Genomic DNA, 20,752 nt, shown 5'->3' with positions numbered 1-20,752 from the left:
CGCCGTCAGGCCGTGGAGCCGGTGATCGGGCACCTGAAGGACGACTGCGGACTACGGCGGAACTGGCTCAAAGGATCGGAAGGGGATGTGCTGCATCCGGTGTTGTGTGCCGCCGGCTACAACCTGCGCTGGTTGATGCGGGCCATTGCCCGGTTGGGACTGAAGGCCCTTTTTGCACTCTGGCTTCTGGTCGGGATGCTTGAGCGGGTGGTCAGTGACGAGGGGGGCATGGCCGCCGGGTCGGCGGCTGGCGGCGGTGAATTGAATATTTCAGGACCGACTATTTGCTGTCGCACGATCAGGCGCAGGGCACGCAGATGGCGACCTACAAGCTGCTGGCGCAGGCCGCGCGTGAGAGCGGCAAGCTCGCCGAATCGGCCTACCAGATGGGCACCTACCTGTTCCTGCGCGGCGACCCCGGCGCCGCGCTGGCCCAGCTCGACGCCGGCCTGCGCCTGTCGGACCTGTCGCCGCAGGATCGCGCCCGTCTCGTCGCCAAGCGCACCGAGGTCCGCAACGCGCTGCCGGACAGCTACCGCATCCGCTGAGGATCAGCGCTTCAGCAAACCCGCCTCGTACAGCCAGTCGCGGCAATCGATGAGCATCGCCTCCAGCGTCTGCGGCACGTAGCCGAGTTCCTGCTGGGCGCGCTGGCTGCTGCAATACAGGTTTTCCGACAACAGCGCGACCGCGTCGCGCGTGATGTCCGGCTCGCGGCCGAACAGCGGCGCCGCCCATTCCTCCAGCGTCGCGTACCAGTGCAGCAGCCGCGGATGCAGCGTCAGCGGGTGGCGGCGCACGCCGATCAGCCGCGCGATCTCGCGCACCAGGCCGACGTAGCTCGCCTGCGCACCGCCGAGCAGGTAGTTGGCGCCGATGCGGCCGCGCTCGGCGGCGGCGACGTGGGCGCGCGCGACCTCGCGCACATGGCAGAAGCTGCCGCCGCCCGGCGGCATCGCCGGCAGGCGGCCCTGCTGCACGAGCCCGAACATCCGGGCCCAGGTTTGCGTGTCATAGGGGCCGACGATGTTCGACGGATTGAGGATCACCGCCGGCAGGCCGGCGCTGATGCCCTTGCGCACTTCGCGCTCGGCGAGCGCCTTGCTGCGCACGTAGTTGATCGCCGCGGTGCTGCCGCGGGTCGGCGTGTCCTCGGTGATGGTGCCGCTGTGCACGCCGTAGGCGACGATGCTCGAGGTGTGCACGAAGCGCTTGACCTGCGCCTCCAGCGCCGCGCGCACCATGTTGCGGGTGCCGCGCACGTTGACCTTGATCTGCTCGACGTGGGTGCGGTTCCACAGGCTGGTGTTGCCGGCGACGTGGAACACGCAGTCGACACCGCGCGGGATCGCGCCGCGCAGCGTGCGCTGGTCGGTGACATCGCCGACCACGCGGCGCAGCCGCGGGTAGCGGTCGAGCGGTCCGAGGTCGGAGTTCTGCCGGTGCAGCGCGATGACCTGCCAGCCGCGCTCGTGCAGCTCGGCGAGCAGATTCAGGCCGACGAAGCCCGTCGCCCCGGTCACGAATGCCGTTTTCGTCAAGCGTTTCTCCTCCGCCGACGGCTCTTGGTACTTCTTTTTTTGTTTCTTGCCGCCGCAGTCTAGCAGCGCTCCGGTCGCCGGCGCGGGGCGGCCGCCGGACGGCGTCGGATGGGGCGGAACGGCCGCAGCGGCGGCTCAGCCGAGGCGCATCGCCTCGTCGATCGGGGTGATCGTGCCCCAGCGCTTGCAGCTCGGGCACTGCCAGAACTGCTGGCGCGGCGAGAACCCGCAGTTGCCGCACTGGTAGCGCGGCGAGCTCTCCATCATGCGGCGCAGGGCCCGGTGCAGGCTGGCGGCCGGCTTGTCGAGACCGGCGGCGATCACCGCCGGCTGCTTTTCGAGCACTTCGAGGAACTGCGCCAGCACGGCGCGGCTCGGACGCACTTCCAGCCCTTGGGCGAGGCGGTCGGTCGGGTCGAGGCCTTCGTCGGCGAGCAGGCGTGCTTCGGCAACGTACGGCAGGCTGCTCGACGAGATCTCCTTGGCGTCGGCGAGAAACTGCAGGAAGCCTTCCGAATGGCCGGTCTTCTGCGAGCAGCGATACAGCGGCTCGATGACGTCCGGCAGGAAATGCGCATCGAGCTGGAAGGCACGCAGATAGGCCTGCGCGGCGGCGCCGAAGTCCTGCTTGCCCTCGTACAAGGCCCCCAGCATCAGATGCGCACGCACGCAGCCCGGATCCTCGTCGAGTGCGCGCTTGGCTTGGCGGATCGCCTCGTCGACGTTCTTGGCGCGGCGCGCCTCGTCGGCGAGTTCGCATTCGTACTGCGCGATCAGATCGCGCTTCGACTCGCCTTGCGCGGCCTCGAGACGGCGCGCCGCGGCGATCGCGTGCTCCCAGTCACGGCCCTGCTCGTAGATCGTGCGGATCTGGTCCAGCGATTCGGTGACGTAGCGGCCGTCGGCGACCAGCCGCTCGAACTGCGCTTCGGCGTGATCCATGACGCCGGCGCGCATGTAGTCGAACGCCAGTTCGCGACGCACCTGCGCCTGCATGTCGGGCGCCAGGCCTGGCCGCGACAGCAGGGCCTCGTGGATGCGCAGCGCACGGTCGATCTCGCCGCGCTTGCGGAACAGATTGCCGAGCGTCAGGTGCAGCTCGACGGTCGAGTGGTCGAGCTCGGCGACCTGCGTCAGGGCCGCGATCGCCTGGTCCGGATCATCCGAGGCCAGCTGCGTCAGCAGGCCGCCGAGCTGCTCGGGGGCGATCGCCGCCGCCGTCGAGGTCCGCGCACGCCGTCCGAGCGCCCAGCCCAGCGCAAGGCCCAGCGGCAGCAGCAGCCAGGGAAACAGGGAATCGAGCATGCGGGTCCTGAGCGGGACGGTAAGGAACGCTAGCGGGCTTCCGGCGGCGTGCCGACCGGCAGATTGCGCAGCGTGCGCAATTCGCCCTCGGCCTCGCGCAGCTGCTTGCGCAGGCGGCCGAGCTCCAGGCGCATGCTGAACAGACGGCTGGAGACGGCGGCGATCGCGAGCAGGATGCCAGCCGAGAACGCCGCGATCAGCACCGCGATCAGCGGAAACTCGGTGGCGCCGAACAGATAATTGAACTGCACGGGCTGGGCGTTGAAGTAGCCGATCGACGCGCCGAGCACGAGGATCACGAGCAGCACGATGAGGACGGCCAGGCGTGACATGGCGGCCTTACGCGACGCTGACCGCAGCGCTGGTCGCGGCGGCGGCAGCAGCTGCCGCTTCCTCGGCGGCGACCGCATTGACGCGCTCGCGCATCTCCTTGCCCGGCTTGAAGTGCGGAACCCGCTTCGGCGGGATCTGCACCGGCTCGCCGGTCTTCGGATTGCGACCGACGCGGGCCGGACGGTGATGCAGCGCAAAGCTGCCGAAGCCGCGGATCTCGACGCGCTCGTCGCGCGCCAGCGCGTTGCTGATCTGGTCCAGAACCAGTTTGACGGCCAGCTCGACGTCCTTGTGCATCAGGTGCGTCTGCTTCGCCGCGAGCTGTTCGATGAGTTCAGACTTCGTCATAAGTCCCGGAACCAAAAAGCGTTTTGACGCGCTAACAATAGTTAAAAAAAAAGGGCCACGCAAGCGTGGCCCTCTCATTTTTCCCAGAAATTCCGGGAAGATAGACGAACAACTTAATTGTTGCCGCCGCCCATCTGTTCCTTCAGCAGGTCGCCCAGGCTGGTCTTGCCAGTCGACGCGTTGCGGCTGTACTCCGCGACGGCCTCCTGCTCTTCCTGGATTTCCTTCTCGCGGACCGACAGCATCACCGTACGGCTCTTGCGGTCGACGCCGATGAAACGGGCGTCCAGCGAGTCGCCTTCCTTCAGCACCTTGGTGGCATCCTCGACGCGGTCACGCGAGAGATCGCCGGCCTTGATGTAGCCTTCGACGCCGTTGCCGAGGTCGATGACCGCACCACGCGCATCGACCGTCTTGGCGATGCCCTTGACGATGGTGCCCTTGACGTTCTTGGCGATGAACTCCGACAGCGGGTCCTGCTGGACCTGCTTGACGCCGAGCGAGATGCGCTCGCGGGCGCCGTCGATCGCCAGCACCACGGCGTCGAGTTCCTGGCCCTTCTGGTAGCGGCGGACCGCGAGTTCACCCGGCTCGTTCCAGTCGAGATCCGACAGGTGGACGAGACCGTCGATACCGCCGTCGAGGCCGATGAAGATGCCGAAGTCGGTGATCGACTTGATCGCGCCATGGACGCGGTCGCCCTTCTGGTGGTTCTGCGCGAACTCTTCCCACGGATTCGGACGGCACTGCTTCATGCCGAGCGAAATGCGGCGGCGCTCGCCGTCGATGTCGAGGATCATGACCTCGACTTCGTCGCCGACCTGCACGACCTTCGCCGGGTTGACGTTCTTGTTCGTCCAGTCCATTTCCGAGACGTGGACCAGGCCTTCGACGCCCGGCTCGATCTCGACGAACGAACCGTAGTCGGTGATGTTGGTGACCTTGCCGAACAGGCGGGTGCGCTCCGGATAGCGACGTTCGATGTCGCTCCACGGATCGGCGCCCAGCTGCTTGAGGCCCAGCGACACGCGGCGACGCTCGCGGTCGTACTTGAGGACCTTGACTTCGATTTCCTGGCCGACCTGCACGACTTCGGCCGGATCCTTGACGCGCTTCCACGTCATGTCGGTGATGTGCAGCAGGCCGTCGATGCCGCCGAGGTCGACGAACGCGCCGTACTCGACGAGGTTCTTGACGACGCCCTTCAGCACCACGCCTTCCTGCAGGTTGGCGAGCAGGCTGTCACGCTCGGCCGAGTATTCGGCCTCGAGCACTTCGCGGCGCGAAACCACGACGTTGTTGCGCAGCTTGTCGAGCTTGATGACCTTGAACTCGAGCGGCTTGCCCTCGAGGTACGAGGTATCGCGGACCGGACGGACGTCGACCAGCGAGCCCGGCAGGAACGCGCGGACCGTGCCGATGTCGACGGTGAAACCGCCCTTGACCTTGCCGGTGATGATGCCGATGACGGTTTCCTTGCCCTCGAACGCCTTGCCCAGGCGCTCCCAGGTCTTGATCCGCTCGGCCTTCTCTTTCGAGAACTTGGTTTCGCCGAAGCCGTCCTCAACGGTTTCCAGCGCCACTTCCACTTCGTCGCCCGGCGCGACCTTCAGCTCGCCGTCGACCAGGAACTCGGAAAGCGGGATCACGCCCTCCGACTTCAGGCCGGCGTCGACGATCACGACATCGGGCTTCACGGCCAGCACGCGCGCATTGACGATGGTGCCGGACTGCATGGACTGGCCGCCCTTGAGGCTGGCCTCGAACAACTCAGCGAAACTCTCGCTCATCTAAACACTCTTGAAATGGATGATCCCCGCGCCTCTTGCTTGGGGTCCTGTCAGGTCAGTCAACGGCTCGCATCCTTGCTCGCCGGCCACAAGCCGGGCCCCGGAGGGCGCGGCTGATGTTCTTCCTTCGCGCAGCGAAACGGGCTCAGACGATGGCGGACCGCTGCAGCAGGCTTTCGATGATCGCCAGCACTTCGACTGGTGGAAGCCCTGTCGTATCAACGACTTGAGCCCCATCCGCCGGCCTCAGCGGGGCGATGGGGCGATTGCGGTCGCGCTCGTCGCGGGCGCGTATTTCTTCACGAAGGGGGGCGAGTGTAGCCTCAATCCCCTTTGCCCTCAACTGCTTGAGCCGGCGCTGCGCGCGCTCGTCGGGGCTCGCGTCCATGAAGATCTTGAGGGCGGCATCGGGAAAGACAATGGTGCCCATGTCACGGCCATCGGCGACGAGGCCCGGCGCCTCGCGAAAATCGCGCTGGCGCTGCAGCAGGGCCGCGCGCACCGCCGGCTGCGCCGCGATCAGCGAGGCCAGCGCGCCGGTCGACTCCTTGCGCACGTCGTGGGTCCAGTCCTCGCCGTCGACCAGGATCGCCTCATCGTCCTCGGTCGCGCCGACGAAGCGGATCTTCAGCGCCGGCGCGAGCCGCGCCAGCGCGTCGCCGTCGTGCAGATCGATACCGCGGCGGTGGCCGGCCAGCGCCAGGATGCGATACAGCGCACCGCTGTCGAGGCGGTGGTAGCCGAGCCGCTCGGCCAGCCAGCGCGTGACCAGCCCCTTGCCGACACCGCTCGGCCCGTCAACGGCAATGACCGGGATCGCGGCCGCGCTCATGCGCGCACCCGCAGGTCGAGGCCGGCGTGCTGCGCGAGCGTGGCGAACCCAGGAAACGAGGTATTGACGTTGGCGCAGTCGAAGATGGTGATCGGCTGCTCGGCGCGCAGCGCCGCGATCGCGAACGACATCGCGATGCGGTGGTCGCCGCGGGCATCGACCGCACCGCCGTGCATGCGGCCGCCCGACACGCGCATGCCGTCGGGCAGCGCGATCGCTGCAATGCCGAGCGCGCGCAGGCCGTCGCACATGCTCTGGATGCGGTCGGATTCCTTGACGCGCAGTTCCTCGGCGCCCTCGACCACGGTCTCGCCGTCGGCGAAGGCGGCGGCGATGAAGATGATCGGAAACTCGTCGATCGCCGCCGCAACCAGCTCCTTGCCGATCTTCACGCCGCGCAGCCCGCCGCCACGCACGCGAATGTCGGCGACCGGCTCGTCGCCGAAGGCGCGCTGATTCTGCAACTCGATATCGGCGCCCATCGCGCGCAGCACGTCGATGATGCCGGTGCGCGTCGGATTGATGCCAACCTCGGTCAGCAGCACTTCGCTACCCGGCACGATCGCCGCACCGACCATGAAGAAGGCTGCCGACGAGATGTCGGCCGGCACCCGGATCTGCGTCGCGCGCAGCGGCTGGCCGCCCTCAAGCCCGGCATAGCCCGGCCGCGCTTCGACCCGCACGCCGAAGGCCCGCAGCATGCGCTCGGTGTGGTCGCGCGAGGCTTCCGGCTCGAAGACCTCGGTCTTGCCGTCGGCATAGAGGCCGGCCAGCAGGATGCCGGACTTGATCTGCGCGCTGGCAACCGGCGAGTGGTAAGCGATGCCGTGCAGCTTCTTGTGCGGCAGCACGTTCAGCGGCGCCTTGCCATCATTCGATTCGATGCGCGCGCCCATCTGTTCGAGCGGGCCGATGATGCGCTTCATCGGCCGGCGTGACAGCGAGGCGTCGCCAACCAGCGTGCTGGTGAAGGTCTGCCCCGACAGCAGGCCGGCCATCAGACGCATCGACGTGCCCGAATTGCCGAGATCGAGCGGTCCATCCGGCGACTTCAGGCCGTGCAGGCCGACGCCGTGGACGCGCAGCGAAGTCTCGCCGGGACGCTCGATCGCCACGCCCATCATCTGGAACGCCTTCATCGTGCACAGGCAGTCCTCGCCGGTGAGGAAACCCTCGACCGTGGTCACGCCGTCGGCCAGCGAGCCGAACATGATCGAGCGATGCGATATCGATTTGTCGCCGGGCACGCGCAACTCGCCGCTCAGGCGGCCGCCGGGGTACACCTCGAAGGTCAACGAACTCGAACTCATGGCTTTCCTGTACAGGATCGCGCGCAGTGCGCGGTCCTACTCGATCTGTGTGAGATAGCGCTCGCGCGCCGTCCGCGCTCGCGCGAACAGTTCGCGCAGCTCGTCCCAGCGCTCCTCGCGCATCATGCGCCGGATCTGCTGCAGCTCCTCGATCTGGCGATCGAGCAGCTCGCCGACGGCGCCGGCGTTGGCGCGAACGATGTCATGCCACATCTGCGCCGAGCTCGACGCGATGCGCGTGAAATCGCGAAAACCGCCGCCGGCGTTCGGGAAGATGTCGTCGCTGTGCGGCAGGCGCGCCAGCATGTCGACGAAGCTGTAGGCGATCACGTGCGGCAGATGGGAAGTCGCCGCGAAGATCGCGTCGTGCTCGGCGGCGCCCATTTCGACGACGCGCGCGCCGACCGCCTGCCACAGCTTGGCGACCAGCGCCCGGGCCGCCGGCGACTGTGCGGCGTGCGGCGTCAGCACCACGCGATGATTGCGGAACAGATCGACGAGGCTGTTCGCCACCCCGCTCTTTTCGGTACCGGCGATCGGATGCCCCGGCACGAACCAGGACGGCAACTGTCCGCAGACCGCCTCGACTTCGCGCAGCACCGACTGCTTGGTGCTGCCGACATCGGTGACGACGGTATCGGCGCGCAGGCCCGGCAGACAGGCGCGCAGCGCCTCGCCAGTATGCAGCACCGGCACCGCCAGCACGACGAGATCGGCGTCGCGTACCGCCGCCTCGGCAGTCTCGTACACCTGGTCGACGACGCCCAGGCGCAGCGCCTGCTGGCGCTGCTGCGGATCCGGGTCGTAGCCGGAAACGCGTCCCACCTCGCCGGCGGCGCGCAGCGCGCGCGCGAACGAGCCGCCGATCAGGCCGAGGCCGATGACGGCGAGGTGGCGAACGCTCACGCCGGCCGACCCGCGGCGCCGAGCACCGCGCGCAGCGCTTCGAGGAAGCGGTCGTTCTCGGCTTCGGTGCCGATGCTGACGCGCAGGAACTGCGGCATCTGGTACGAGGCCATCGGCCGCACGATGACGCCCTGTTCGAGCAGACCCTGGTGGATCGGCTTGGCGTCGCGGCCGAAGTCGATCGCGAGGAAGTTGGCCTGCGACGGCAGCACCGTCAGCCCCATCGCCTGCAGCGCGGCCGTCAGGCGCGCGCGCTCGCGCGCATTGAGCGCGACCGCGGCGCGAACGTAATCCTGATCGCCAAGCGCGACTTCCGCGGCGAGCAGCGCCAGGCTGTTGTTGTTGAACGGCTGGCGCACGCGGTTCAGCACGTCGGCCAGCGCCGCGCTCGACAGCGAGTAGCCGACGCGCAGGCCGGCCAGCCCGTAAGCCTTGGAGAACGTGCGGAACACGATCAGGTTCGGAAAGCGATCGAGCCAGGCGCGCGTCGGCGGCTGCAGCGCCGCATCGAGGTATTCGAAGTACGCCTCGTCGAGCGCGACGATCACGTGCGCCGGCACCTGCGCGAGAAAGGCCTCGATCGCCGCCGGCGCGAGCCAGGTTCCGGTCGGGTTGTTCGGGTTGGCGATGAAGACCAGCGCGACGTCCGGATTGGCCTGCAGCGCCGCCGGAAACGCGGCGAGATCATGGCCGTAGGGCTGTGCATCGCGGGCCGGCAGGGCCGGCACGACCACGGCGCGCGCATCCTGCGCCTGGGTGATGATCGAATAAACGGCGAAGGCATGCGCCGAATACAGCGCGGCGCGGCCCGGACCGAGGAAGACGCGGCCGAGCAGTTCGATGATGTCGTTCGAGCCGTTGCCGAGCGTGATGCGCTCCGGCGCGATGTCGTGCAGCGCGGCGATCTTCTGCTTCAGGCGATGCCCGCTGCCGTCCGGATACAGCGCCAGATTGTCGTGTGCGACGGCGGCGGCCAGCGCGGCGCGGACCTTCGGACTGGCGCCGAGCGGATTTTCGTTCGAGGCCAGCTTGATCGCGTTCGACACGCCGAGGCGGCGCTGCAGTTCGTCGATCGGCATGCCCGGCGAATACGCTTCGAGGCTCATGACGCCCGGCGAAGCCCTTTGCAAAGTCTGATCCATGATCTTGGTTTCTGAACGCATTACATGACGGCCCGCGGATACGAGCCGAGAATCTTGAAGAAGGCCGCCGACGAACGCACGGTCTCGAGCACCTCGCGCACCTTCGGATCCGATTCGTGTCCGGCGAAGTCCACGAAGAAGTAGTAGTCCGGGACCACCGAGCCCTTGACCTGCCGCGACTCCAGGCGCGTCAGATCGAGCCCGCTGTCGGCGAACGGCTGCAACAGCTTGAACAGCGCGCCCGGCTGATTGCGGTGCGCCGTCATCACGATCGAGCTGATGTCGTCGCCGGTCGAGGCGGGCTCATGCCTGCCGATGATGAGAAAGCGCGTCGTGTTGCTCGGATCGTCCTCGATGTTCGAGGCGAGGATGTTCAGCGCGTTGATGCGCCCGGCCTGCAGCGAGGCGATCGCCGCGGTGCCGGCGCCTTCGGCCGCCGCGCGACGCGCGGCCTCGCCGTTGCTCGACACCACTTCGCGCTCGGCCTTCGGCAGATGCGCGTCCAGCCACTTGCGGCACTGCGCGAACGACTGCGCGTGCGAATAGACCTTGACGATCGACTCGAGCTCGGTCTGCTTCGACAACAGCTGGTGGTGGACGGCCAGCGTCACCTCGCCGCAGATGCGCAGCTGGGTATGCACCAGTTCATCGAGCGTGTTGCTGACGACGCCGCCGATCGAGTTGGCGACCGGCACCACGCCGTAGTCGGCGGCGCCGGTCTCGACGTCGCGGAAGATCTCGTCGATCGCCCGCGTCGCGCGCGCCGTCACGCTGTCGCCGAAATGCTTCTGCACCGCGGCCTGCGTGTACGTGCCCTCGGGCCCGAGGTAAGCGATGGTGAGCGGCGACTCCAGCGACAGGCACACCGACATGATCTCGCGCATCAGGCGCGCGATCGTCTCGTCGGTCAGCGGGCCGCCGTCGGGGCCGTGATTGCGCTCGATCGCACGGCGCAGCACCTCGGCCTCGCGCGACGGGCGATAGTGATTGCCGGTGTCGCCGGAACGCTGCTTGATATGCGCCACTTCGAGCGCGATGCGCGCACGCTGCGAAATGAGCGCCTGGATCTGCTCGTCGAGCGAGTCGATCTGCGACCGCGCTTCGGCCAGGGTCTGCGGCACCTTCATCGGATGGGCGTCTCGAAACGGAAAAAGCAAAGGCCGCGGATTCTAGCGGGAATCCGCGGCCTTCGGGACTTGCGCCCGACCGCCCGAACCGGGCGGCCGGGCGCGAGCGGCATCAGCGGCCCACGATCACGCGGGTCGCCAGCACGCCCGGAATCGCCGCGATCTCGCCGGCCACCTCGGCGGGCACCGCCGAATCGAGGTCGGCGATCGTGTACGCCAGGTCGCCGCGCGACTTGTTCAGCAGGTCGGCGATGTTGAGGTGATGCTTGGCGAGCGCCGTCGAGATCTGGCCGACCATGTTCGGCACGTTCTCGTTGACGATGCACAGGCGCGTCTTGCCCGGCAGCAAGGGCATCTGCGCCTCCGGGAAGTTCACCGAATTGCGGATCGTGCCGAGTTCGAGGAACTCGCGGATCTGGTCGGCGACCATCACTGCGCAGTTGTCCTCGGCCTCGCCGGTCGAGGCGCCGAGATGCGGGGTCGCCAGCACGCGCGGATGGCCCTTGAGCGCGTTCGACGGGAAGTCGCAGGCATAGGCGTGCAGGCGGCCTTCGTCGAGCGCCTCGATGACCGCCTTCTCGTCGACGATCGCGTCACGCGCGAAGTTCAGAATCACGCCCTGCTTCTTCATCAGGCGGATGCGCTCGGCGTTGATCAGGCCGCGGGTCGCGTCGAGCAGCGGCACATGCACCGAGATGAACTGCGACTTCGACATCAGATCATCGACCGACAGCGCACGATGCACGCCGGCGTTCAGCTGCCAGGCGTTCTGCACCGTCATTGCCGGATCGAAGCCGTAGACCGTCATGCCGAGCTCGAGCGCGGCGTTGGCGACCTTGACGCCGATCGCGCCGAGGCCGATCACGCCGAGCGTGCGGCCCGGCAGCTCGAAGCCGACGAACTTCTTCTTGCCGGCCTCGACGGCCTCATGCATGGCCTTGTCGTCGCCGTCGAGCTTCTTGACGAAATCGAGCGAGGCCGGGATGTTGCGCGCCGTCATCAGCATCGAGGCCAGCACAAGTTCCTTGACCGCATTGGCGTTGGCACCCGGCGCGTTGAAGACCGGCACGCCGCGCTTGCTCATCGCCGCGACCGGAATGTTGTTGGTGCCGGCACCGGCGCGGCCGATGGCCTTCACCGAAGCCGGGATCTCCAGCTTGTGCATGTCGGCCGAGCGCACGAGGATCGCGTCCGGATTCTGGATCTCGGAAGCGATCTCGAAACGGTCGCGCGGCAGACGCTCGAGCCCGTTGACGGAGATGTTGTTGAGGGTTTGGACTTTGAACATGGCTTAAAACCGGAAATTGGGGATCGGGAAACGGCCAACGTCAGAATCGGGAAGCGGTTTCGTCTCGCAACGATTCCGCATTCCCGATACTCGATTGCCGCCTTTTCAGCCGCGCGTCCGCGCGAATTCCTTCATGTAGTCGACGAGCTGCTGCACGCCTTCGAGCGTCATCGCGTTGTAGATCGACGCGCGCATGCCGCCGACCGAGCGATGCCCCTTCAGGCCCGACAGGTCAGCCGCCTTGGCGCCCTTCAGGAACTCGGCGTCGAGCTCCGGATTGGCGAGCGTGAACGGCACGTTCATCCGCGAACGATCGGCCTTGGCGACCGGATTGCGATAGAAGTCCTGGCTGTCGATATAGGCATACAGCAGCTCCGCCTTCTTGGCGTTGCGCTCGCCGATGCCGGCGAGGCCGCCATGCGCCTTGATCCACTTGAAGACCAGACCCGAGACGTACCAGGCAAAGCACGGCGGCGTGTTCAGCATCGACTCGGCGTCGGCCATCTGCTTGTAGTCGAAGATGCCCGGCGTATTCGGCAGCGTCTGGCCGATCAGGTCGTCGCGCACGATGACGATCGTCACGCCGGCCGGGCCGATGTTCTTCTGCGCGCCGGCATAGATGAGGCCGTACTTCGTCACGTCGAACGGGCGCGACAGCATGTTCGACGACATGTCGGCGACCAGCGGCACGTCGCCGGTGTCCGGATCGGCGGCGAACTCGACGCCGTGGATGGTCTCGTTCGAGGTCACGTGCACGTAGGCCGCGTTCGTATCGAGCTTCCAGCTCGAGCGCTCCGGGATGTGCGTGAACTTGTCGGCTTCGCTGCTCGCGGCGACGTTGACCTTGGCATAGCGCGCCGCTTCCTTGGCGGCCTTCTTGCCCCAGTCGCCGGTCAGCACGAAATCGACGTTCTGCTTGCCGCGCAGCAGGTTCATCGGCACGAACGTGAACTGCGCCGTCGCGCCGCCCTGCAGGAACAGCACCTTGTAGTTCGCCGGAATGCCGGCGACCTCGCGCAGATCGGCTTCCGCTGCCTGCGCGATGCTCATGAACTCCTTGTCGCGATGCGACATTTCCATCACCGACATGCCGCAACCCTGCCAGTCGAGCAGCTCGGCCTGCACCTGCTGCAGCACTTCGAAAGGCAGCGTCGCCGGTCCGGCGCTGAAGTTCACGACTCTTTTCATTTCAGTTTCCTCGAAAGACCTGCTTCAACCACTCGTTTACCGCCTGAATACCGGCGGACCGCGCCCAGCCCGGTCCGCCCTCCTGGCCGCGACCCGCCGCAGCGCGCCCGGCCCTCATTCCCGCCGTCCCGCCCGTTCAGCTCCAGCGCTCGACGTCGAGATTCGGCACCGACGCGAAAGCCGCGACGCGGTCCGTCACCAGTACCAGCTGCCGCGCCGTTGCCGTCGCCGCGAGCCACAGATCCAGCGGCGCCAGCTTTTCGCCGGCTGCCTGCAGATAGGCGCCGATCACGACCGCCTGCTGCGCCTCGGCGGCGCCGATCCCGAGCACCTGCACCGAATGCAGGAACTCCTTCAGCAACTTGCCGTAGCGCGCCTGCGCCCGCGGCTGCAGGCGAAGCGCCGTCTCGGCCTCCGCCTGCCCCAGCACCGACACCGCGACGTCGCTCGGCTTCAGCGCCTGCAGCCGCAGCACGACCGGCAACCGTCCCTTGATCGCCGCGGCGAGCACGTCGGAGTCGAGCAGATACTTCACCAGTGCACCGGCGCCGAATCCGGCAGCGCCTCGCGCCAGGCCTGGAAGTCCAGCGTTTCCTCGGTCAGCTCCGGCGCCGGATTGCCGAAGTGGCTCTTCAGCACCGCCGGCCAGTCCTTTTCCTCATTGCGCGCCAGCCAATCCTGCACGGCGAGCGTGATCACGCGATTGCGCGTCAGGCCGACGCGGGCCACCGCGCGGTTCAGCCGCTCGATCGTCTCGTCGTCGAAATGGACACTGAAATTCATCGCCGCGAATAATAACCTAACATGTCCTGTTAGTCATATGGGCCCATAAAAAAGGCGCCGCAGCGCCCTCTTTATGCTCGATATTTTACGAGCCCGCCGATTCGTCGTCGTCAGCGCCGACGGTGTCCTCGCCGTTTTCGACCGGCACCGCGAGCGCCGGCAGGCTGTCGTCGTCTTCGGCCAGGATGCGGTCGATGCCGACCAGACGGTCGCCGTCCTGGGGACGCATCAGGCGCACGCCCTGGGTGTTGCGGCTCATCGTGCGCACGTCGGTCGTCCGGAAGCGGATCAGGTTGCCGTCTTCGGAAATCAGCATGACCTCGTGGCTGTCGTCGACCGTGACGGCGCCGATCAGACGCCCGGTCTTGTCCGACAGCGATTGCGCGATCACGCCCTGACCGCCGCGACCGCGGCGCGGGAACTGCTCGACCGGCGTGCGCTTGCCGTAGCCGAATTCCGAGACGGTCAGGATGTCGCCGCCCTCGGCGACGATCAGGGCGATGATGCGGGCCCCGTCGCTCAGCGCGTCGGCCGCCTCGTCACCCTCGGCAAGCTCGGCGCCCGCCTCGTCCGCCACTTCTTCACCGGCCTCGTCGCCGCCGGCAAAGGTCTTGATCAAGCGCATGCCGCGCACGCCGGTCGCACCGCGCCCCATGGCGCGCACGTCGCCCTCGTCGAAGCGGATCGCACGGCCGGCGTCGGAGATCAGGATGACGTCGTCCCGACCCTGCGTCAGCGCCACCCCGACCAGCTCGTCGTCGACGCGCAGGTCGACGGCGATGATGCCGTTGCTGCGCACGTTCTGGAACGCCGCCAGCGGCGTCTTCTTGACCGTGCCGCGGCGCGTCGCCATGAAGATGTACGGCGCGGCGCCCTCGGCCGCCTCGGCATCGGCCGCCGCGCCGAAGCTCTTGATCGGCAGCACGGCGTTGATCTTCTCGCCGGCTTCGAGCGGCAGCATGTTGTTGAACGGCTTGCCACGCGAGCCGCGCGAGCCGCTCGGCAGCTCGAACACGCGCAGCTTGTAGCACTTGCCGAGGCTGGAGAAGCACAGCAGCGTGTCGTGCGAGTGCGCGACCCACAGGCGGTCGACGAAATCCTCTTCCTTGGTGGTCGCCGCAATCTTGCCGCGGCCGCCACGCTTCTGGGCCTGATATTCGTCGAGGGCCACGGCCTTGACGTAACCCTCGTGCGAGAGCGTCACGACCATGTCCTTCGGCACGATCAGATCCTCGTGCGCGATGTTCAGCGCCGCGTCGGTGATCTCGGTACGGCGCGCGTCGCCGTACTGCGCCTGGATCTCGAGCAGCTCGCTGCGAATCACCGACAGCAGGCGCGCCTCGGAGCCGAGGATGTCGAGGTAATCGAGGATCGATTCGATCAGCTCGCGGAACTCCGCATGGATCTTGTCCTGCTCGAGCCCGGTGAGGCGGTGCAGGCGCAGGTCGAGGATCGCCTGGGCCTGGGCTTCGGACAGCCGGTAGCCGCCCTCGACGATGCCGAATTCGGCGGCGAGATCGGATGGCCGCGAGGCGTCGGCGCCGGCGCGCTCCAGCATCGCCGTGACCGGGCCCGGATTCCAGACGCCTGCCATCAGGCCGGCCTTGGCCTCGGCCGGCGACGGCGAACGGCGGATCAGCTCGATGATCGCGTCGATGTTGGCGAGCGCGACCGACAGGCCTTCCAAGACGTGCGCCCGCTCGCGCGCCTTGCGCAGCAGGTAGCGGGTGCGCCGCGTCACCACCTCGCGGCGGTGGCGGACGAAAATCTCCAGCAGTTGCTTGAGCGACAGCAGGCGCGGCTGGCCGTTGTCGAGCGCCACCATGTTGAAGTTGAAGCTGTCCTGCAGCTGCGTGTGGCGGAACAGGTTATTCAGCACCACATCGGCGTTCTCGCCGCGGCGCAGCTCGATCACCATGCGCATGCCGGACTTGTCCGACTCGTCGCGCAGCTCGGTGATTCCCTCGACTTTCTTGTCCTTGACCAGCTCGGCGATCTTCTCGAGCAGGCGCGCCTTGTTCACCTGGTACGGCAACTCGGTGACGATGATCGCTTGCTTGTCGTGGCCAATGTCCTCGAAGTGCGTGCGGCCGCGCACGACGATGCGCCCGCGGCCGGTCGCGTAGGCGTCGGCCAGGCCGGCGGCGTCGAGCAGCAGGCCGGCAGTCGGAAAATCCGGCGCCGGGATGTGCTGCATCAGCTCGGCCAGCTCGATCTCCGGCTTGTCGATCAACGCGATGCAGCCGTTGATGACCTCGGACAGATTGTGCGGCGGGATATTGGTCGCCATGCCGACGGCGATGCCGGACGCGCCGTTGACCAGCAGCTGCGGAATCTTGGTCGGCAGCACCGAGGGTTCGGTTTCCGAGCTGTCGTAGTTCGGCTGGAAATCGACCGTTTCCTTGTCGATGTCGGCCAGCAGCTCGTGCGCGAGCTTGGACATGCGCACTTCGGTGTAACGCATCGCCGCCGGCATGTCGCCGTCGATCGAGCCGAAGTTGCCCTGGCCGTCGACCAGCATGTAGCGCATCGAGAAATCCTGCGCCATGCGCACCATCGTGTCGTAGACGGCGGTGTCGCCGTGCGGATGGTACTTACCGATGACGTCGCCGACGATACGCGCCGACTTCTTGTACGGCTTGTTGTAGTCGTTGCCGAGTTCCTTCATCGCGTACAGCACGCGACGGTGCACCGGCTTCAGGCCGTCACGCGCATCCGGCAGCGCGCGGCCGACGATGACGCTCATCGCGTAGTCGAGATACGAACGGCGCATCTCGTCTTCGAGATTGACGCTGAGAACTTCCTTGGCGAAATCGGTCATGGAGCGTGTTGTAACGGGGTCTGTCCTGGATCAAGGCCCGGGCGTCGCGCCGGCGCGGCCGCCAGCGTCGTGCTCTCGTTTTCGGCGCGGAAAAGGCGTCGCATCCGCAGTCCTGGATGCAGCCCTTGTCGACCGCGAAATTCTAGCACGGACGAGGGCTTGGCGCCGCTTTTCGGGCCCCGGCGAGGCTTCCGCGGCGGCCTGCCGGCGCGGCTCAGCCCAGCACTGCGCGGACGGCCTCGCGGCTCGGCCTGGCGATGACGCCGGACTCGCAGACGATGGCGTCGATCAGCTCGGCCGGCGTGACGTCGAACACTGGATTGAAGGCATCGTAGCCCTGCGGCGCGATCGGCACGCCGCGAAACTCGGTGAGCTCGGCCGCCCCGCGCTCCTCGATCGGGATGTCGGCGCCGCTGCGGCAGCGCAGGTCGAAGGTACCGCTCGGCGCGACCACCATGAACTTCACGCCGTGCCGACGCGCGGCGACCGCCAGCGCATAGGTGCCGATCTTGTTGGCGGTATCGCCGTTTTCGGCGATGCGGTCGGCGCCGACGATGACCCAGTCGATCTGCTCGCGGCTCATCAGGTGCGCGGCGGCGCCGTCGGCGATCAGCTTGGCCGGAATGCCTTCCTGCTGCAGCTCCCAGGCTGTCAGCCGCGCGCCCTGCAGCCACGGCCGCGTCTCGGTGTTGTAGACGCGGGCGATGCGATTCAGCGCGTAGGCGCTGCGGATCACGCCGAGCGCCGTGCCGTGCCCGCCGGTCGCCAGCGCGCCGGTGTTGCAATGGGTGATGACGCTCGCGTTCGAACCGATCAGGGCCGCGCCGAACGCACCCATTTTCAGGTTCTGCGCCAGATCCTCGTCGTGGATCTTCACCGCCTCGGCTTCGAGCGCGGCGAGGTCCGGGCGCTCCAGCCACAGGCCGCGCATGCGCTCCAGCGCCCAGCGCAGATTCACGGCGGTCGGCCGCGATGCGGCGAGCAGGTCGAAGGCGCGCTGCACGCCGTCCGGATCAGCGCGCAGCGCCAGCACCATGCCATAGGCGGCAGCGATGCCGATCGCCGGCGCGCCACGCACCGCCATGCCGTGGATCGCGTCGGCAATGTCGCCGGCACTCTCGCAGCGCAGGTAACGCAGCTCGCCCGGCAGCACGCGCTGGTCGAGCAGCCGCAGGTGGTCGCCCTCCCAGATCAGCGGCTTCACCGGCTCGGGGCGCACAGCGGAAAGGTCAACGGCAGACATGACGGCCTCGGGTAAACTTGAACGGACATTCTATCCATCCCCGACTTTCGCCACTGCATGCAGACCGTAGACCTGCTGGTGACGCCGCGCTGGCTCGTGCCGATCGAGCCCGAAGGCGTCGTGCTCGAAGCGCACGCGCTCGTCGTCGACGCCGGCCGCATCGAAGCCGTCCTGCCGCTGGCCGAGGCGCAGACGCGCTACCAGGCCCGCGAGACCGTTGCGCTGCCCCAGCACGCCGTGCTGCCGGGCCTCGTCAATCTGCACACGCACGCTGCGATGAGCCTGCTGCGTGGCATCGCCGACGACCTGCCGCTGATGGACTGGCTGCAGAACCACATCTGGCCGGCCGAGGGCGCGCACGTCGGTGCCACGTTCTGCGAGGACGGCCTGCGCCTGGCGTTCGCCGAGATGATCCGCGGCGGCACGACCTGCGTGAACGACATGTACTTCTTCCCGGACGCGACGGCCCGCGTCGCCCGCGAAACGGGCCTGCGCGCGACCGTCGGCCTGGTCGTGTTCGACTTCCCGACCGCCTGGGGCAGCGGCGCCGACGACTACATCCACAAAGGCCTGGCGCTGCATGACGCGCTGCGCGACACGCCGCTGGTGCGCACGATCTTCGCGCCGCACGCGCCGTACACGGTGTCCGACGCGCCGCTGCAGAAGATCCGCCGCTACGCCAACGAACTCGGCATCGGCATCCACATGCATGTGCATGAAACCGAGTTCGAGGTCGTCGAGGCGGTCAAGCAGAGCGGCAGCCGTCCGTGGGCACGGCTCAAGGCACTCGAACTGCTCGGTCCTGACTTCATCGCCGTGCACATGACGCAGCTGACCGACGCCGAGATCGCCGAGGCGGCCGAGTACGGCGTGCACATCGCGCACTGCCCGGAGTCGAACCTCAAGCTCGCCAGCGGCTTCTGCCCGGTCGACAAGCTGCTGACGGCAGGCGCCAACGTCGGCATCGGCACCGACGGCGCCGCCAGCAACAACGACCTCGACCTGATCGGCGAGCTGCGCACCGCGGCGCTGCTCGCCAAGGCGGTCGGCGGCGACACGCGCGCGCTGGCGGCCCCGGCGGCGCTGCGCATGGCGACGCTGGCCGGCGCCCGCGCCCTCGGGCTCGACCAGGAAATCGGCTCGCTGGTCGCCGGCAAGTCGGCCGACTTCATCGCCGTCGACCTTCACGCTCCGGCCACCCAGCCGGTCTACAACGTCCTGTCGCAGCTCGCCTACGCCGCCGGCCGCGATCAGGTCAGCGACGTCTTCGTCGCCGGTCGTCCGCTGCTGCGCGGGCGGCAGCTGACGACGCTCGACGAAACCGCCGTCATCGCCAGGGCCGCCGAATGGCGGCAGAAGATCCGTCCATGAGCGCCACCACCGAACACGAGCGCGGCAACGTCGACGCCCGCGAAATCGCCAACTTCGAACGCCTCGCCTCGCGCTGGTGGGACCCGCGCGGTGAAATGGCGACGCTGCACCAGATCAATCCGCCGCGCGTGCGCTACGTCGCGCAATGCGCCGGCGGCCTCAAGGGCAAGCTCGCGCTCGACATCGGTTGCGGCGGCGGACTGCTCAGCGAAGCGCTGGCCGCCGAAGGTGCCGAAGTGCTCGGCATCGACATGGCCGGCGAGCTGATCGACATCGCGCGCCTGCACGCCCTCGAATCCGGCCGCACGCCGCCGGCGTTCCGGCTCGACTACCGGCAGATCAGCGCCGAGGCGCTGGCCGCCGAGCGGCCGCAGGCATTCGATCTGGTCTGCTGCATGGAAATGCTCGAGCACGTGCCGGACCCGGCCTCGGTGATCGCCGCCTGCGCCCGCCTCGCCCGGGCCGGCGGCGACCTGGTGTTCTCGACCATCAACCGCAGCCCCAAGGCTTTCGCGCTCGCCGTGGTCGGCGCCGAATACGTGCTGAACCTGGTGCCGCGCGGTACCCACGACTACGAGAAGTTCATCCGCCCGTCGGAGCTGGCGGCCTGGGCGCGCGGCGCCGGCCTCGAGGTCGTCGGCATCAAGGGCCTGCGCTACAACCCGCTGCTGAAATCGGCGCGGCTGGCCGACGACATCGACGTCAACTACTTCATGCATTGCCGCAAGCCCGCATGAGCGTCGCCCTGCCGCTGGACGCGTTCGCCGTGCGGCCGCGTGCGCTGCTGTTCGACCTCGACGGCACGCTGGTCGACACCGCGCCCGACCTCGGCGACGCCGCCAACCGGGTCCGCGAGGAGCTGGGCCTGGCGCCGCTGCCGCTCGCCGACTACCGGCCGGTCGCCTCGGCCGGCGCGCGCGGTCTGCTCGGCCTGGCGCTCGGCATCACGCCGCAGCACGCCGAGTACGGCGCGCGCGTCGAGCGTTTCCTGGCCTTCTATCGCGCGCGCCTGGTCCGCCACTCGGCCTTGTTCGACGGCATGGGCGAGCTGCTGCAGGCGATCGGCGCCGCCGGCCTGCGCTGGGGCGTGGTCACCAACAAGGCCGCGGCGCTGACGCTGCCGCTGCTCGAAGGCCTGGCGCTGCGCGCCGACTGCGCGGTCAGCGCCGACCAGGTGCCGCGCCCGAAGCCGGCGCCCGATTCGCTGCTGCGCGCCTGCGCGCTGCTCGGTCTGCCGCCGCGGGCCTGCTGGTACATCGGCGACGACAAACGCGACATCGTCGCCGGCCAGGCCGCCGGCATGCTGACGATCGCCGCCGACTGGGGTTACCTCGGCGCCGACGGGCCGATCACCAGCTGGGGCGCCGAACGCATCGCCGCAACGCCGCGCGACATCGTCGCCTGGCTGCAGGCATCCCGCTAAG

18 protein-coding genes and 2 pseudogenes are annotated in these 20,752 nt (G+C 68.0%); 5 read left to right on the top strand and 15 right to left on the bottom strand.

Annotated features, from left to right (window positions below):
• Nucleotides 1-156 (top strand): annotated as a pseudogene (locus tag H149_RS23300) (IS5/IS1182 family transposase); the annotation flags it as partial.
• 128 nt (nucleotides 157-284) lie between these two features.
• Nucleotides 285-548: a hypothetical protein gene (locus tag H149_RS23635; protein WP_020650437.1), complete on the top strand. Its 264-nt coding sequence runs from the start codon at nucleotides 285-287 to the stop codon at nucleotides 546-548.
• A gap of 3 nt (nucleotides 549-551) precedes the next feature.
• Here the strand turns inward: H149_RS23635 and H149_RS0114225 are convergent, their stop codons facing one another.
• The 15 genes and pseudogenes from H149_RS0114225 to mtnA all read right to left on the bottom strand — a co-directional run bounded on the left by H149_RS0114225 (nucleotide 552) and on the right by mtnA (nucleotide 17,957).
• The gene (locus H149_RS0114225; protein WP_020650436.1) at nucleotides 552-1,541 is read right to left on the bottom strand and encodes an SDR family oxidoreductase; all 990 of its coding nucleotides are present in this window, start codon (nucleotides 1,539-1,541) and stop codon (nucleotides 552-554) included.
• Between the two features lie 135 nt (nucleotides 1,542-1,676).
• On the bottom strand, nucleotides 1,677-2,846 hold the full coding sequence (locus tag H149_RS0114220; RefSeq protein WP_020650435.1) for a tetratricopeptide repeat protein: 1,170 nt from the start codon (nucleotides 2,844-2,846) through the stop codon (nucleotides 1,677-1,679).
• 29 nt (nucleotides 2,847-2,875) lie between these two features.
• A complete protein-coding gene (locus tag H149_RS0114215; RefSeq protein WP_020650434.1) occupies nucleotides 2,876-3,178 on the bottom strand; it encodes a LapA family protein in 303 nt (100 codons plus the stop codon).
• A 7-nt stretch (nucleotides 3,179-3,185) separates the two neighbouring features.
• On the bottom strand, nucleotides 3,186-3,527 hold the full coding sequence (locus H149_RS0114210) for an integration host factor subunit beta (protein WP_020650433.1): 342 nt from the start codon (nucleotides 3,525-3,527) through the stop codon (nucleotides 3,186-3,188).
• Nucleotides 3,528-3,640: 113 nt separating this feature from the next.
• The gene (gene rpsA / locus H149_RS0114205; RefSeq protein ID WP_020650432.1) at nucleotides 3,641-5,317 is read right to left on the bottom strand and encodes a 30S ribosomal protein S1; all 1,677 of its coding nucleotides are present in this window, start codon (nucleotides 5,315-5,317) and stop codon (nucleotides 3,641-3,643) included.
• Nucleotides 5,318-5,462: 145 nt separating this feature from the next.
• On the bottom strand, nucleotides 5,463-6,149 hold the full coding sequence (gene cmk, locus H149_RS0114200; protein WP_020650431.1) for a (d)CMP kinase: 687 nt from the start codon (nucleotides 6,147-6,149) through the stop codon (nucleotides 5,463-5,465).
• Nucleotides 6,146-8,365: pseudogene (locus H149_RS24405) on the bottom strand (bifunctional prephenate dehydrogenase/3-phosphoshikimate 1-carboxyvinyltransferase). The gene cmk and the pseudogene H149_RS24405 overlap by 4 nt, the downstream one beginning before the upstream one ends.
• A complete protein-coding gene (hisC, locus tag H149_RS0114185; protein ID WP_026353181.1) occupies nucleotides 8,362-9,507 on the bottom strand; it encodes a histidinol-phosphate transaminase in 1,146 nt (381 codons plus the stop codon). The pseudogene H149_RS24405 and the gene hisC overlap by 4 nt, the downstream one beginning before the upstream one ends.
• A 20-nt stretch (nucleotides 9,508-9,527) precedes the next feature.
• Nucleotides 9,528-10,634 carry a prephenate dehydratase gene (pheA, locus tag H149_RS0114180; RefSeq protein WP_020650427.1) on the bottom strand — a complete coding sequence of 369 codons (1,107 nt, stop codon included), beginning with the start codon at nucleotides 10,632-10,634 and terminating at the stop codon, nucleotides 9,528-9,530.
• A gap of 112 nt (nucleotides 10,635-10,746) precedes the next feature.
• The gene (locus H149_RS0114175; RefSeq protein WP_020650426.1) at nucleotides 10,747-11,922 is read right to left on the bottom strand and encodes a phosphoglycerate dehydrogenase; all 1,176 of its coding nucleotides are present in this window, start codon (nucleotides 11,920-11,922) and stop codon (nucleotides 10,747-10,749) included.
• Between the two features lie 105 nt (nucleotides 11,923-12,027).
• Nucleotides 12,028-13,110 carry a 3-phosphoserine/phosphohydroxythreonine transaminase gene (gene serC / locus H149_RS0114170; protein WP_026353180.1) on the bottom strand — a complete coding sequence of 361 codons (1,083 nt, stop codon included), beginning with the start codon at nucleotides 13,108-13,110 and terminating at the stop codon, nucleotides 12,028-12,030.
• Between the two features lie 136 nt (nucleotides 13,111-13,246).
• Nucleotides 13,247-13,645: a PIN domain-containing protein gene (locus tag H149_RS0114165; RefSeq protein ID WP_020650424.1), complete on the bottom strand. Its 399-nt coding sequence runs from the start codon at nucleotides 13,643-13,645 to the stop codon at nucleotides 13,247-13,249.
• Nucleotides 13,642-13,893, bottom strand: a complete 252-nt coding sequence (locus tag H149_RS0114160; RefSeq protein WP_020650423.1) for a ribbon-helix-helix domain-containing protein — start codon at nucleotides 13,891-13,893, stop codon at nucleotides 13,642-13,644. The genes H149_RS0114165 and H149_RS0114160 overlap by 4 nt, the downstream gene beginning before the upstream one ends.
• An 85-nt stretch (nucleotides 13,894-13,978) precedes the next feature.
• A complete protein-coding gene (gene gyrA, locus H149_RS0114155) occupies nucleotides 13,979-16,714 on the bottom strand; it encodes a DNA gyrase subunit A (RefSeq protein ID WP_020650422.1) in 2,736 nt (911 codons plus the stop codon).
• Between the two features lie 214 nt (nucleotides 16,715-16,928).
• Nucleotides 16,929-17,957: an S-methyl-5-thioribose-1-phosphate isomerase gene (gene mtnA / locus H149_RS0114150; protein ID WP_039749055.1), complete on the bottom strand. Its 1,029-nt coding sequence runs from the start codon at nucleotides 17,955-17,957 to the stop codon at nucleotides 16,929-16,931.
• Between the two features lie 57 nt (nucleotides 17,958-18,014).
• Here mtnA and H149_RS0114145 point away from each other — a divergent pair, with 57 nt between their 5' ends.
• From H149_RS0114145 to H149_RS0114135, 3 genes are read left to right on the top strand one after another with little or no spacing between them, the layout of a single operon-like run.
• Nucleotides 18,015-19,328, top strand: coding sequence for a TRZ/ATZ family hydrolase (locus tag H149_RS0114145; protein ID WP_020650420.1), 1,314 nt, complete (start codon nucleotides 18,015-18,017; stop codon nucleotides 19,326-19,328).
• Complete coding sequence (gene ubiG / locus H149_RS0114140) at nucleotides 19,325-20,065, top strand: bifunctional 2-polyprenyl-6-hydroxyphenol methylase/3-demethylubiquinol 3-O-methyltransferase UbiG (RefSeq protein ID WP_020650419.1); 741 nt, start codon at nucleotides 19,325-19,327, stop codon at nucleotides 20,063-20,065. Before H149_RS0114145 ends, ubiG begins: the two co-directional genes overlap by 4 nt.
• A complete protein-coding gene (locus H149_RS0114135) occupies nucleotides 20,062-20,751 on the top strand; it encodes an HAD family hydrolase (RefSeq protein WP_020650418.1) in 690 nt (229 codons plus the stop codon). Before ubiG ends, H149_RS0114135 begins: the two co-directional genes overlap by 4 nt.
• Nucleotide 20,752 lies beyond the last annotated feature (1 nt).

Origin of the sequence: Solimonas variicoloris DSM 15731 (assembly GCF_000382285.1) — a bacterium.
In the GTDB taxonomy this organism is placed as follows: Bacteria; Pseudomonadota; Gammaproteobacteria; order Nevskiales; family Nevskiaceae; genus Solimonas; species Solimonas variicoloris.
This window is presented reverse-complemented; position numbering and strand designations above follow the sequence as displayed.